Raw genomic sequence first — 12,876 nt, 5'->3', positions numbered from 1 at the left:
ATGTAAGTCGCGCCGGCCGTGACGTATGTACAATGGGCCGCGATGAAACAGGCGCGACCCGGTCGGCCTGGTTTATTGACTCCCCCCTGTTTGCGCGTCCGGGCTTTCCGGATGCGCATTTTTTTGGGCGAATTATTTTGGCGTTTTTGCCAATTTGTCACGCACCCACTGTGCGCGTGTCTGATTGCAGTTTTTCAACTGAGCGTCCGAGGGCGCGCGTTTGATCACATAGTCTTCGTATTCTTTTCCCTTCAGCGTGCCTGGAATGTAGACAAAGGTGTCCGCCGCGTTGCATTTTGAAGCGAGATTTTTCCGCTCCGCTACTCTGCTGGCTTCGTCCGCGCTCATGCAAGCGACATCGGAAAGCGCTGCGGCCATGTCCTTTCTCGACCCGCACTCCGCAAGTTTCGCGTCCAATGCCTTGGCGTCGCTGCCATAGCGCGCCACCATCGCGGGATCGGGCTTGGCGATGGTGGCTGCGAACACGGCCATTGGCGATGCCATCAGGGCGAGGGAGAGCAGCAATGTGCGCAGGGACGGATGGCGTGTCGATGCGGTCCGCATGGTTTTCTCCAATTCCATCATCGCGGCGCTCTCTTCATACTGTCGCTCAGCCATTTTTCTTTGGTCAGATTACAGTTCTTCAAGATGGCGTCCGATGGCGTATTTGCAATAAAGTAGTCTTCGCGCGCTTTTCCCGTCAGTTTCCCGGGAACGTAGACAAAGGTGTCGATCGCGTTGCAGGTCGACGCCAGGTTGTTGCTCGCCGCTTTACGGTTGGCGTTCTCTGCGCTCATGCACGCCACATCGCTCATGAAACCGACCGGATCGTATTTCTTCTTGCACTCGGCCAGTTTCGCGTGCCTCGCCGCGGTGTCGCCCATATAGCGCGCCACCAGCGCCGGATCGGGCGTGGCCATTGTGTTCGCTGCCAGGAGGGCCGCCGGCGACGCCATCAAGGCCAGAGCGAGCAGCAAGGCGCGGCGGGAAGTACGGCGTGGGGATGTGATCTGCATTTTTTTCCTCAATCAATCATGAAACAATAGCCCGCAAGCATAGCATTTTTAGCAATGCAACAGGAAACATTTATTGTCATTAAATCAATGCGATGAGGCCGGACGATCAGGAAGGCCGATGCCGCTGCCGCGCGGACGTAAAAAAACCGTGCGCACCCGACGGGTGGACACGGTTTTTCGCCATCGCGCGGGCCAGGGCCGACGCGACCAGCGTACCTTAATGGTTGTGCAGGAAGCTCTTGAGCTTGTCCGAGCGCGACGGCTGGCGCAGCTTGCTCATCGCTTTCGCTTCGATCTGGCGAATCCGCTCGCGCGTCACGTCGAACTGCTTGCCCACTTCTTCCAGCGTGTGGTCGTTCGACATCTCGACACCGTAGCGCATACGCAACACTTTGGCTTCGCGCGGGGTCAGCGAATCGAGCACTTCCTTGATCACATTGCGCATCGAGGCGTGCAAGGCGGCGTCCAGCGGCGCCAGGGTGGCGTTGTCTTCGATGAAGTCGCCCAGTTGCGAGTCGCCATCCTCGCCCATTGGCGTTTCCATCGAAATCGGCTCTTTGGCGATCTTCATGATCTCGCGAACCTTGTTCTCCGGCATTTCCATTTTCAGGGCCAGGGTCGCCAGGTCCGGCTCGCTGCCGGTTTCCTGCATGATCTGGCGCGAAATGCGGTTCATCTTGTTGATCGTTTCGATCATGTGCACCGGCACGCGGATGGTGCGCGCCATGTCCGCGATCGAACGCGTGATCGCCTGGCGAATCCACCACGTCGCATAGGTCGAGAACTTGTAGCCGCGGCGATATTCGAACTTGTCCACGGCCTTCAACAGGCCGATATTGCCTTCCTGGATCAGATCGAGGAATTGCAGGCCGCGGTTGATGTATTTCTTCGCAATCGAAATCACCAGACGCAAGTTGGCAACCGTCATCTCGCGCTTGGCGTGGCGCGCACGCTTTTCGCCGGCGGCCATCTGCTTGTTGATCTTGCGCAGGTCGGCCAGCGGCAATGCCACGCGCGCTTGCAGGTCGATCATGCGCTGTTGCAGTTCCTTGATCGCGGGAACGTTACGGCTCAGTACCACGCTGTACGGATAGGCGCAGTCGACTTCGCGGTCGACCCAGGCCAGGTCCGTCTCATTGCCCGGGAACACCTTGATGAAGTGGGCGCGCGGCATGCCGCAGCGGTCCACGCAGATCGCCAGCACGGCTTTTTCGATATGGCGCACTTCATCCATCTGGCCGCGCAGGGTGTCGCACAGCTTTTCGACGACCTTGGCGGTGAAGCGGATGCCGAGCAGCTCGTTGGAAATGACTTCCTGCGCCTTGACGTAGTTCTTGGTGCCGTAGCCATCCTTCTCGAAGGCCTTGGCCATCTTGTCGAATTCGGTTTCGATGATCTTGAACTTGTCGAGCGCGTTCTTGCGCAGCTGGACCAGCTGTTCGGCCGAGAAACCAGCCGCGCCGCCATTGGCGTCGCCGTCTTCTTCCTCGACTTCTTCTTCCTCTTCCTCGTCATCTTCCGATGGCGCGGCGTGCACCACGGGTGCTGCCGGGGCCGAGCTCTCGTTGTGGTCGACGAAACCGTCCACCACTTCGTCGACCTTGAGGTCGTCGTTGGCGATCTTGTGCGACAGCGCGATGATTTCGGCGATCGTGGTCGGGCAGGCCGAAATGGCCTGGACCATGTCCTTCAGGCCGCCCTCGATGCGCTTGGCGATTTCGATCTCGCCTTCGCGCGTGAGCAGCGCGACCGCACCCATTTCGCGCATGTACATGCGGACCGGATCGGTGGTGCGGCCGAAGTCGGAATCGACCGTCGACAGCGCCGTGGCCGCAGCCGCTTCGACTTCGTCGTCGCTGGTGGCGGTGGCGACCGTGTCGGTCAGCAGCATCATTTCGGCATCCGGCGCGCGTTCGTAGACAGCGATGCCCATGTCGTTGAAGGTGGCGATGATGCCTTCGACCGCTTCCGGATCGATGATGTTTTCCGGCAGTTGATCGTTGATCTCTGCATAGGTCAGGTAGCCGCGCTCCTTGCCCATGTTGATCAGGTTCTTGATCTGCTGGCGGCGCCGTTCCATATCCGCTTCCGAGGCTTTCGGATCGGCGGCCAGCATGCCGTTCACGCCGCCCTTGGCTTTGCGTTCCTTGGCTTTCGAAACCGCTTTCAGTTCGGCGCGCTCGACCGCGTTGAGCGCGGCGACTTCGTCGTTTTCCGGCGTGAATTCGCTTGGTTTACGGCCGCGGCGGCCCGGTACCTTGACCGATGGCAGCAGGTAGCCGGAGGTGTCGATCGCGGCCAGCGCGGCCGCGTCGGTGGTCTGGCTGACAGCCTGGCCGGCGGTCTGGATCATGGTCGGTTCCGGGTCCATCTTCTTGACGGCGGTGCGCGCTTTCGGCGCCACTTTCATGCCCGGCACCAGGTCGGCGTCGACCCCGGCGGCCAGGTCGGGACGCACGGCCAGCTTGGAGCGCTTGCGCACCACGACCGGCACGGCCGCGCCGTCGGCGGCCGGGGCCGACGCCAGCATGGTCTCGGCGCTGTACGCGCTTGCGTTTTGGACCGCGTCCTGGAGCGCGTCCTGGGTGATCTCGGCAGGCGTGCCCACCTCGACCAGCTCGACCGGATCGGCGGCAGCCATCACCGCAGCCAGGCGCGACCCCTTCTTGACCACCGTGACCTTGGCCGCCGCTTCCGTTTCGAGGAAGTAGGAGGTTGCGGTTTTCGGTACGGCCAGTTGGGCACTGCTCTTGCGCGGCGCTTTGGTGGCGGTCAGGGTTAAGGTCTTCGCGGTGTTCTTCATTAAAACTCCAGTCAATAATCCACCCGAGCCCGGCGTACCGCGCTCGATGGAACGTGTATCAGGATGGCCCTAGCTAAGGGCGATGTAGCCGAATTGCAAGCACGACCGTATGCATCGATGGCCCGGTTGGGCGTACCCCGTGCGGGGGTGCTGTGGTGCGTGTGCTATGATCAAAATGGCGCTGTGCATGGCGGAACGAAAAAAAGCCCGTGGCAAAACGGGCTTGAATCTATTTTCAGATGAAGAATAGAGGAGACAATCACCATTATGCACCATGGAGAGATATCGCGATAATTGATATATCGAATACCAGATATAAGCCAAAGATATAATCTTGGCTGATACCGCCGGTGCCGGGACGCCCTCTTCCAACTGGCTGAACCTTCTGCGCTTCGTCAACCCGCGCGCAGGACAAGAGGAGCATCATACACGATTTCCCGGTCTTCCGCGCATGCGCGCAATGCCCAAAAGCGAATAAAATCCGCGCACGCGCCTATGGCCGCATGCTATCCTTCCGGTTCCAGCTCTTACAATGAAGTCAATGAATACAACTAGTCTTGCCGCCGACACCGCGGACGTTCCCGTCACCGCACCGGCTACCGCACCGGCTGCCGCTCCGGCGACCGCGTCGGCTACCGCGCCGAACCCGGCCCCGGCACCCGCGCAAAGCGCGCGCTCCCTGCTCAAGCAATTACAACAACAGTTCCCTGCTTTCCGCGATTGCCTGCCCCTGGCCATCGGCATCGACAAGCAACTGCTGGCACGCGTTCCCGGCCTGGACCGCAAGACCATGCGCGCCGCGCTGGGCATCCACACCGGATCCCTGCGCTACCTGCGCGCGATGGAAAAGGCGACAGTCCGTTTCGACCTCGACGGCGTTGCCGGCGCGGAAGTGACCGACATCCACCGCACCCACGCCAAAGAAACCTTGCAGCAGCGCTTCAAGAAAGAAGCCGAACGCAAGAAGGCCGAACGCGACGCCGCCCAGGCCGACGAAGCGAACCGCCTGCGCCAGGAAAAGCTGCTCCAGCTCGCCTCCAAGTTCTCGCGCAACGGTTGATTCCCGCCGCAATGACGAGCGATCCGGACGCGCTGCTGCCGCCTTACGACGGCATCACGATGGCCAGCGTGCGCATGGTCCGCTCCGAACAGGATGCGGCCGAGGCGCTGGCCGCGCTCTCGTCGACCGACGTGCTCGGCTTCGATACCGAATCGAAGCCGACCTTCCTCAAGGGGGAGCAGTCGACCGGCCCGCACCTGGTGCAGCTGGCAACCGACGAGGTCGCCTACCTGTTCCAGATCGGCGCCAGGCCGACGGTCGAGGCGGCCGTCGAGGTGCTCCGGGCCGTGCTCGAATCGACAACCATCCTCAAGGTGGGTTTCGGTTTGAAAGATGACATCCTGCGCCTGCAAAGCAAACTCGGCATCGGCGCGCACAATGTGCTCGACCTGTCGAACGCGCTGCGCAAGGGCGAGCGCAACACCCTGGGCGCCAAGACCGCGGTGGCGCGCTTTTTCGGCCAGAAGCTGCAAAAGTCCAAGAAGATCACCACCACCAACTGGTCCTTGCCGCGTTTGAGCGACAAGCAGATCCTGTACGCCGCCGACGATGCGCATGTGGCCTTGCGCGTGTATCGGCGCTGGCGCTCGGACCAGGCCGCCGCCAAGGCCGCACTGTAAGTCTTCATGCCGGCAAGCGGGCTGCCCGTCCGGGCAGCCCGCATCCATTTACGGCTTCAAGGTCACCTTCCAGATTCGCGTATTCGTATTGTTCGGCACGCTATCCTTGTCGCCGGCGGCATCGCTGTTGGCCATCCACAAATTGCCGTCAATGCCAGGCTCCACCGTGCGCAGGCGGTCGTAGGTGCCGACAAAAAACTGCCGGGCATTGATCAGCTTGTCTCCGCTGATGTCGCTGCGATACAAACGCTTCCCGGCCAGGCAGGCAACATACAGGGCATTGCGGACGATGGCGATGCCGCTGCACGATCCTTCCGAGTTACGATAGGTCGTTTTCGGCGCGATGAAGCCCGCCGTTGCACAGCCGGCCCCGGCGCGCGAGGTGACGCCTTCGCAATTCGGCCAGCCGTAGTTGCCGCCTTTGACGATCAGATTGGTTTCGTCCTGCGAATCGCCAAACTCCTGCTCCCACAAACGTCCGCTTGCGTCGAAGGCCAGTCCCTGCGGATTGCGGTGGCCGTAACTCCAGACATAGTTTCCGAACGGGTTATCGGCCGGCGGCGTGCCGTTGGGATTGAGCCGCAGGACTTTGCCGGCGAGATTGCCGGTGTCTTGCGCATAAGCGCCGTTCTGGGCGTCGCCCGTGGTGGCATACAGTTTACCGTCCGGGCCGAAGCGCAGACGCCCGCCATTATGGTATTTGTTACGGCCGATGCCCTTGAGCAGAACCTCGAGCGATGCGATGTCGAGCGTGCCGTTCACATAGCGGATGCGGACAATGCGGTTGTCCGTCGCGCTGGTGTGATACACGTACAGCCAGGAATCCTTGTCCGGGAATCCGGGCGGTATGGCCAGGCCAAGCAGCCCGCCTTCGCCATTGGTCCCCTGCACGTTGGGGATCACGCCCACGGTCTTCTTCACGCCCGACGCCGGGTTCAACAAGATGATGTCGCGCGCGTCGCGGCGGCTATACAACACCGTTCCGTCCGGCAAAGCGGCCAGGCCCCATGGAATATCGGTGTCGGCCGCTACCTGCGCCGCCGAGCAGATGACGTCGGCGCAGGCACTGCCGGACGTCAGCGACAAGGTCGTGCCGCGTGGCGACACATTGCCCTGCGCATCGCGCGCAGCGAGCGTGTATTGATAGGTCGTGTTGGCAGCGAGCCCGGCGTCGGTGTATCCGAGCGAACCGGTGCTGCCGGCGATGCTGTTGTTGCGGTAGATGTCATAGGCGGTCACGGCGACGTTGTCGGTGGCGGCGGACCAGTTCAAGGTCGCCGTGGTGCCGGCAACCGTTCCCCGGAAGTCGGTGGGGACGGATGGCGGCTGGGTGTCCACCTGGCACTGCGGCACTTTGACTGGAAGCGAGGTGCTGGCCTGCGACACGTTGCCCGCCGCATCGCGCGCGTTGACGTAGACGCCCCAGTTCGCTCCCGGCGTCAGCACGAGCTGGGCAGTGAGCGTGCTGGCGTTGACCGTGCCGAGCGCCTGCCCGTCGCGGTAGATGTCGTAATAGGCAATCCCGACGTTGTCGGTCGATGCCTTCCAGGTGAGCGTGGCCGAACGGCAGGCCAGGGCGGCGATGGCCAGGCCGCTCGGGGGCGTCGGCTCCTGCGTGTCGGCCGGCGGAGGCGTTGTCGCACCGACTGACCATTGTTGATGGGAACTGGCTTGGCATCGCCACATATCGATGCCGGTCGCATTGGCGGTGGCGCCGCCTTTCACGGTCAGGCACAGCCCGGACTGCGCATTGACGATGGTTTTGTCGGGCCTGAGCGTCCATTTTTGATTGGCGCCGCCATTGCATGTCGTTGATTGCACGACGGCCTGCGGCTGGGTGCTTGCGCCGCGCACATCCAGGCAGCGGGCGCCGTCGAAGGTTTTCAATTCACCGGCGGCGGAAAATTCCCATTGCTGATGGGCGGCGCCGTGACAGTCGAAGATGACGACGGGTGTGCGGGGCTGCTGGCTGCCTTGGGCGACCTCCAGGCAGCGTTGCGAAGCGCCGCTGATGAGCGTTGCGGGCGTTGCCGCCAATGCCGGCACGGCGCTCACTGCGCCAAAGGCGACAATCGCATGCATCACCGCAAAGCGGCTTGCGCGGCGGCGCGCGGTGAAGCGAGGAGCCTGTAAACAGGAATATAGTGCGTCGTTCGGGATAGGTCGCATCAGATTCATCCTCATGAATGCGGTGGGAGGGGTACGCCCGGGCAAAGTTGGCGCAGTGTGAAACGATCCATCGACACGCTGCACCAGGACCGCAACGAGGGTCGCCAGTCAAGGTGCATACATGAACTTTTTATAACTATACAGCCCCAATAGCGGGCTGGACAGTTAGATTCACGCAGCCCGGCAAACCGGCCGCCTTCAGCCCTTCCCTATCCTTGACCCCGCACTTTATCTATGCATCGCATACCCTTGCCACCGCTTCAATTTCGATCAAGGTTTCCGGCGACGCCAGCGAGGCGACGCCGATGCCGGTGAGCGCCGGCCGCGATGCGCCGAAATACCGGGCCATCAGCGGAGCCAGCTTGTCCATGTGCTCGCCGAGCTCTCCCCTGACATACACGCGCAGTTGCAGCACATTCCCGAGCGATGAGCCAGACGCCTCCAGCACGGTCAGCAGATGCCTGATGGCGCCCTCGGCCTGCGCCTCGATGGCGCCGTGCCTGACCTGGTAATCGCTACCCCAATCGACCTGTCCCGAGACGAACACCAGGCCACTGCCGCTGTCGACTGTCGCCTGCGACATGCCGAACGGCGCGCCGTCGTACAAGGCGGCCGGATTGATCTGCACAATACTCATGAAAAACCTCACTGGTGAACGACACGAGGCCGCAGTATGCGGGGACGCCACCGGTCCATCAATCGAGGCGCGCTTGTAAGCGATACAAGCGAACCCATGGTCAGGCCGCCAGCAGCAGGCGCACCCGCCCCAGCAGCCAGCGCAGAAAGGGATCGTTGTTCGCGCTGGGATGGTAGGCCGCCACGACTGCATATCCGGGCGGGTACTTTTCCAGGGGGACGTCGAACAAGCCATCGCACGGCAGCAGGCGGGTCGGGACAAAGCCGACCATGGTCGACTGCTTCAGATAGTCCATCGCCATGAAAAACGATGGCGCCGACATGACCACGTTGCGGCGCAAGCCCTGCCGCTCGAACCAGGTATCCGCCGATCCCTTGAAGCTGCCGATCCCGGGCGAGGTGATGACAAAGTCGTAGCCGACCAGTTTGTCCAGCGCCATCACGCCGCCGGCGGGCATGGATTGGTCGGCCGACACGCAGCGGTACTGTTCGATGAACAGCGGCTCGGAGATGAGCCCGGGCGGCACGTAAGCGTCGGAAGTGAAGGTCAGGTCGATATCGCCGCGTTGCATTTTTTGGGTCAGGTGATGGACCTCGATGGCGCTGACGATGATCTTCACCTTGGGCGCCAGCAGGCGCAGCTCGCGCAGCAGCGGGCCGACGATGACTTTTTGCGTATAGTCGGTGGCGCAGATTGCCAGCGTGCGTTCGATCTGCGCCGGTGTGACCGAATCGGGCAGCGGAATGGCGCTGATGCGCACCAGTACCTGCTCGATATGCGGCTCGATCAACCTGGCGTAGGGCGTGGCCGCCATGCCGTGCCCGGTGCGCACGAACAGCGGATCGCGCAATAGCGCGCGCAACTTCTTCAATTGCAGGCTGATCGCCTGCTGCGAGACGCCCAGGTGCTCGGCCGCCGCCGACAGCTTGCCGTGCTTGTACAAGGCGTCGAGCATTCTTAAGTGATTGATCTCCAGCTTGTCGATCATGAACGAGTTTCCTGCCTTTCCTGAAATGGCCGTGCCTGACTGGCCGTGCCTGACCGGCCGTGCCTGACCGGCCGTACCGGACTGATCCGCTTTTCCGCCGCGCACTGCACCTGTCGCCCCCTTACGTGACACGCTATGATGCTGTCACCGGTCACCTTATCAGAGAATCATCCATGCGAAACACCCCTACCCGCGCACTCGTGCTCGGCGCGCTTGCGTTCGGCATGCTCGCTGCGGCCCCGCTGCACGCGGCCGAGCGTCCCGCCGTGCTGCCGGACACGATGTCCCAGCGCCTGCTGGCCTGCGCCTCCTGCCATGCCAAGAAGGACGTCAACGACGCCTACTTCCCGCGCATTTCCGGCAAGCCGGCCGGCTATCTGTACAACCAGCTGGTCAATTTCCGCGAAGGCCGCCGCCAGTATCCGCTGATGACCTACATGGTCGATCACTTGCCCGACGCCTACCTGCACGAGATCGCCGCACATTTCGCCGCCGAGCACTTGCCGCCGCCACCGCCGCAGGCGACTTCGGCCACGCCGGCCGTGCTCGCGCGCGGCCGCCAGCTGGCCCTGCAGGGCGACCCGGCCCTCAAGGTGCCGGCCTGCATCGCCTGCCATGGCGAAAAACTGACCGGCGTGACCCCGTCGATTCCCGGCCTGGCCGGCTTGCCGCGCGACTATATCAACGCCCAGTTCGGCGCCTGGCGCAACAAGACGCGCCGCACCCACGCACCCGACTGCATGGCCGTCATCACCGAACGCCTCAGCCTGGAAGACGTCAACGCCGTCTCGTCCTGGCTCGGCACGCAGCAGGTGGCGCCCGAGACCCGCCCGGCCGCCGCCATCGCGCGCCCCCTGCCGATCAACTGCGGCAGCGCCCCGGACTAAGCCAGGAACCGATCCATGAAAAAGAAATTACTCATCAGCCTCGCGCTGCTGGCCAGCGCGCTTGGCGTGGCAGTCGCCGTCGCCTGGCCGCGCAACGACTTCATCGCCTCCAAGTCACCGGCCGACTTCGCGCCGACCGCCCAGAACATCGCCCGTGGCGCTTATCTGGCCAAGGCCGGCGACTGCATGGCCTGCCACACCGAACGCGGCGGGGCCGAATACGCCGGCGGGCGCGCGCTCCAGACCCCGTTCGGCAGCCTGGTCGCACCGAATATCACCGCCGACCGCGAGACCGGCATCGGCGCCTGGAGCGCCGACGACTTCTGGAACGCGCTGCACAACGGCAAGTCGCGCGATGGCCGCCTGCTGTATCCGGCCTTCCCGTACACCAACTACACCAAGGTCAGCCGCGCCGATTCGGACGCGCTGTACGCCTTCATGCAGAGCATTCCCGCGCAAAAAGCGCCGAACCAGCCGCACCGTCTGTCGTTCCCCTACAACCAGCAGATCATGCTGGCGGGCTGGCGCCTGCTGTACTTCAAGCCGGGCGAATACGTGCCGGTCGGCACCCAGAACGCCCAGTGGAACCGCGGTGCCTACCTGGTCGAAGGCCTGGGCCACTGCGCCGCCTGCCACAGCACGCGCAACAGCTTCGGCGCTAGCGAAGAAGGCTTGTCGGGCGGACTGATTCCGACGATCGGCTGGTATGCGCCATCGCTCACCTCCGACGCCGAAGCGGGCCTGGGCAGTTGGGAAGTGCCGCACATCGTCGACCTGCTCAAGACCGGCGTATCGCCGCGCGCCACCGTGTTCGGACCGATGGCCGAAGTGGTGCAGCGCAGCCTGCAGCACCTGGAGACCGAGGATGTGACGGCGATGGCGGTGTATCTGAAGTCGCTGCCGGCCACGCCGGCGCCGCCGCTGGAGGCGTCGACCGATCCGCGCGTGATCACGGTGCTGGCGCAGGGCAAGAAGCTGTACGAAGCGAACTGCATCGAGTGCCACGGCGCCGACGGCAAAGGCTTGCCGCCGCACTATCCGCCGCTGGACGGCAACCGCGCGCTGACCATGAAGGAAGCGGTCAACCCGATCCGTATCGTGCTCAACGGCGGCTTTGCGCCGGGCACGGCCGGCAATCCGCGTCCGTACGGCATGCCGCCGTACAGCCACGTCATGGATGATCATGAAGTGGCGGCCGTGGTGAGCTACCTGCGCAATAGCTGGAGCAACAAGGCGCCGCCGGTGACAGCGTCGGAGGTCAACAAGTATCGGGGCGTGCCGCTCGATTGAGTAGACCGCGGGGCATGATGTTCGTGCCCCGCCGCCAAACTCGACGGACTCGGACTGGCGTTAGCGCGATCTTGCCGACCGGGGGCACGAGCCCTGTTTGGCCAGCGCTGACAGCTGGCCACCTTCACGGCCGCCCGGCATCGAAGCGTGCCGACAGCACGTCGCGGTAATACACACCGGCTGAATCGTTGCCGCCGATGACGAACAGGCGCCCGTCCACCTCGACGGCGCCCAATCCGGCGCGCCCGTTCGGCAGCTTGCCGCTGGGAGCAATGCGCCAGCGGCCCAGTGCATCCGGCAAGCTCTCGTTGCGCCGCACATAGTTGTAATTGATCCAGTTGGCGTAGGCGCCGGTGCCGGGCTGGCCACCGACGGTCAGCAGCATCGGCGCCTGCGGCCCTTGCGGCGCGGGAACGAATACCGCCGCGTGGCCGTACAGACCCGAGGTCAGGCGCGCGGGCGCCGTTTGCCATGGGGCCAGAGTGCCATCCGGGCGCGGTGCACTGACCTGCACGTCATCGTACACATCATACAAATCGAGGTCGCCCCAGCCGCCGATGGTCACGATATGCTTGCGCACCGCCAGCGCCTGCGGCGAGCTGCGCCCGCCTTTCATGTGGAAGTTGGCCCCCTGCCAGGGACCAAGCGCGCAGTCATTGCCGACCTTGGCGACCTCCACATCGTCCAGGTGCACCGTATCGGCCCCGATCTGTGTAACGCCCGCCACGACATACAGAAACGTGCCTTGCTCGCCGCTAATGGTCAGCAGGCTGTGGTTCGAGCGCGGCGTTTTGAGTTTCGAAGGGCTGCTGGTCCAGGCGGACAAGCGCCCGTTCGTCTGCACCCGCGCGAACTGAACATCGTCGTAGTAGTTGAGCGAGGTCGGCGTCGAGGAACTGCCGCCAGCCAGGAACAGGCAGTTGCCGGCCTGCGCCAGCGCGGTGCCCGCGCGCGCCGTGGCAAAGGCCGGTTCGACGCTCCACGCCCCCAGGCGGCCAGTCGTGCCCACGCGCGCGAGCAGCACGCTGTTGTAGTACGTCACCACCCCGGTCGACGCGGTGAATTGGTAGCCGCCTGCAACATAGATGTTCTTGCCGGTGTTCGTGACCGCGTGGTAAGTGCGCGCTTCCGGCAGCGACGGTTCGGGCTCGAACGGACAGAAGGCGGGCGCATCGGGCGGCATCCACGATTGCCGGCACTCGCTGTACTGGGCAAAGGCGGTGGGGAGGATGAAGGCGGCGAAGATGGGCGCGTACAGCGGTTTCATGGTCTGCTCCTGTTCGGTTCCATGCCGGGATGTGCGGACGAAAAGCGGTATCAGGTAGCCTGCTCCTCCGGCATGCCTACAGAAGCGAGCTGCGCATTTTCTACGAGGTAGTTCGTCATCGTAGTCCGCTGCTTAGGCT

General features: G+C 63.4%; 11 protein-coding genes. 4 read left to right on the top strand and 7 right to left on the bottom strand.

The genetic code is table 11. The features are described 5' to 3' along the window. Positions 1-132: 132 nt before the first annotated feature. The 3 genes from F2P45_RS24815 to rpoD all read right to left on the bottom strand — a co-directional run bounded on the left by F2P45_RS24815 (position 133) and on the right by rpoD (position 3,819). On the bottom strand, positions 133-618 hold the full coding sequence (locus F2P45_RS24815; RefSeq protein ID WP_166880850.1) for a hypothetical protein: 486 nt from the start codon (positions 616-618) through the stop codon (positions 133-135). After that, positions 582-1,016, bottom strand: a complete 435-nt coding sequence (locus F2P45_RS24810; RefSeq protein WP_166880848.1) for a hypothetical protein — start codon at positions 1,014-1,016, stop codon at positions 582-584. Before F2P45_RS24810 ends, F2P45_RS24815 begins: the two co-directional genes overlap by 37 nt. Before the next feature lie 217 nt (positions 1,017-1,233). Then, complete coding sequence (rpoD, locus tag F2P45_RS24805; protein ID WP_166880846.1) at positions 1,234-3,819, bottom strand: RNA polymerase sigma factor RpoD; 2,586 nt, start codon at positions 3,817-3,819, stop codon at positions 1,234-1,236. Positions 3,820-4,360: 541 nt separating this feature from the next. Here rpoD and F2P45_RS24800 point away from each other — a divergent pair. Continuing rightward, a complete protein-coding gene (locus F2P45_RS24800; RefSeq protein ID WP_166880844.1) occupies positions 4,361-4,879 on the top strand; it encodes a ProQ/FINO family protein in 519 nt (172 codons plus the stop codon). Positions 4,880-4,890: 11 nt separating this feature from the next. Further along, entirely contained in the window at positions 4,891-5,499 is a 609-nt protein-coding gene (locus F2P45_RS24795) for a 3'-5' exonuclease (RefSeq protein WP_166880843.1), read from the top strand. Between the two features lie 48 nt (positions 5,500-5,547). On the opposite strand, the gene F2P45_RS24790 is transcribed toward F2P45_RS24795, so the two are convergent. The 3 genes from F2P45_RS24790 to F2P45_RS24780 form a co-directional block, all read right to left on the bottom strand. Next, on the bottom strand, positions 5,548-7,581 hold the full coding sequence (locus tag F2P45_RS24790; RefSeq protein WP_166880888.1) for a PQQ-dependent sugar dehydrogenase: 2,034 nt from the start codon (positions 7,579-7,581) through the stop codon (positions 5,548-5,550). Positions 7,582-7,900: 319 nt separating this feature from the next. Further along, a complete protein-coding gene (locus tag F2P45_RS24785) occupies positions 7,901-8,305 on the bottom strand; it encodes a RidA family protein (protein WP_166880841.1) in 405 nt (134 codons plus the stop codon). A 100-nt stretch (positions 8,306-8,405) separates the two neighbouring features. Continuing rightward, positions 8,406-9,293, bottom strand: coding sequence for a LysR family transcriptional regulator (locus F2P45_RS24780; protein WP_166880839.1), 888 nt, complete (start codon positions 9,291-9,293; stop codon positions 8,406-8,408). Between the two features lie 173 nt (positions 9,294-9,466). Here F2P45_RS24780 and F2P45_RS24775 point away from each other — a divergent pair, with 173 nt between their 5' ends. Continuing rightward, the gene (locus tag F2P45_RS24775; protein ID WP_166880838.1) at positions 9,467-10,180 is read left to right on the top strand and encodes a c-type cytochrome; all 714 of its coding nucleotides are present in this window, start codon (positions 9,467-9,469) and stop codon (positions 10,178-10,180) included. A gap of 15 nt (positions 10,181-10,195) precedes the next feature. Continuing rightward, positions 10,196-11,470, top strand: coding sequence for a c-type cytochrome (locus tag F2P45_RS24770; RefSeq protein WP_166880836.1), 1,275 nt, complete (start codon positions 10,196-10,198; stop codon positions 11,468-11,470). Between the two features lie 124 nt (positions 11,471-11,594). Here the strand turns inward: F2P45_RS24770 and F2P45_RS24765 are convergent, their stop codons facing one another. Then, a complete protein-coding gene (locus F2P45_RS24765) occupies positions 11,595-12,737 on the bottom strand; it encodes a Kelch repeat-containing protein (protein WP_166880835.1) in 1,143 nt (380 codons plus the stop codon). Between the last annotated feature and the right edge of the window lie 139 nt (positions 12,738-12,876).

It is taken from the genome of Massilia mucilaginosa (assembly GCF_011682145.1).
In the GTDB taxonomy this organism is placed as follows: domain Bacteria; phylum Pseudomonadota; class Gammaproteobacteria; order Burkholderiales; family Burkholderiaceae_D; genus Telluria_A; species Telluria_A mucilaginosa.
Note: the sequence above shows the minus strand (reverse complement) of the source record. Positions and strands in the feature narration are given on the sequence as shown.

Bases quoted from the DNA above. Each gene is read 5' to 3' on its own strand.
- F2P45_RS24815 (WP_166880850.1), bottom strand. From the start codon at position 618: ATGGCTGAGCGACAGTATGAAGAGAGCGCCGCGATGATGGAATTGGAG.
- F2P45_RS24810 (WP_166880848.1), bottom strand. From the start codon at position 1,016: ATGCAGATCACATCCCCACGCCGTACTTCCCGCCGCGCCTTGCTGCTC.
- rpoD (WP_166880846.1), bottom strand. From the start codon at position 3,819: ATGAAGAACACCGCGAAGACCTTAACCCTGACCGCCACCAAAGCGCCG.
- F2P45_RS24800 (WP_166880844.1), top strand. From the start codon at position 4,361: ATGAATACAACTAGTCTTGCCGCCGACACCGCGGACGTTCCCGTCACC.
- F2P45_RS24795 (WP_166880843.1), top strand. From the start codon at position 4,891: ATGACGAGCGATCCGGACGCGCTGCTGCCGCCTTACGACGGCATCACG.
- F2P45_RS24790 (WP_166880888.1), bottom strand. From the start codon at position 7,581: ATGCATGCGATTGTCGCCTTTGGCGCAGTGAGCGCCGTGCCGGCATTG.
- F2P45_RS24785 (WP_166880841.1), bottom strand. From the start codon at position 8,305: ATGAGTATTGTGCAGATCAATCCGGCCGCCTTGTACGACGGCGCGCCG.
- F2P45_RS24780 (WP_166880839.1), bottom strand. From the start codon at position 9,293: ATGATCGACAAGCTGGAGATCAATCACTTAAGAATGCTCGACGCCTTG.
- F2P45_RS24775 (WP_166880838.1), top strand. From the start codon at position 9,467: ATGCGAAACACCCCTACCCGCGCACTCGTGCTCGGCGCGCTTGCGTTC.
- F2P45_RS24770 (WP_166880836.1), top strand. From the start codon at position 10,196: ATGAAAAAGAAATTACTCATCAGCCTCGCGCTGCTGGCCAGCGCGCTT.
- F2P45_RS24765 (WP_166880835.1), bottom strand. From the start codon at position 12,737: ATGAAACCGCTGTACGCGCCCATCTTCGCCGCCTTCATCCTCCCCACC.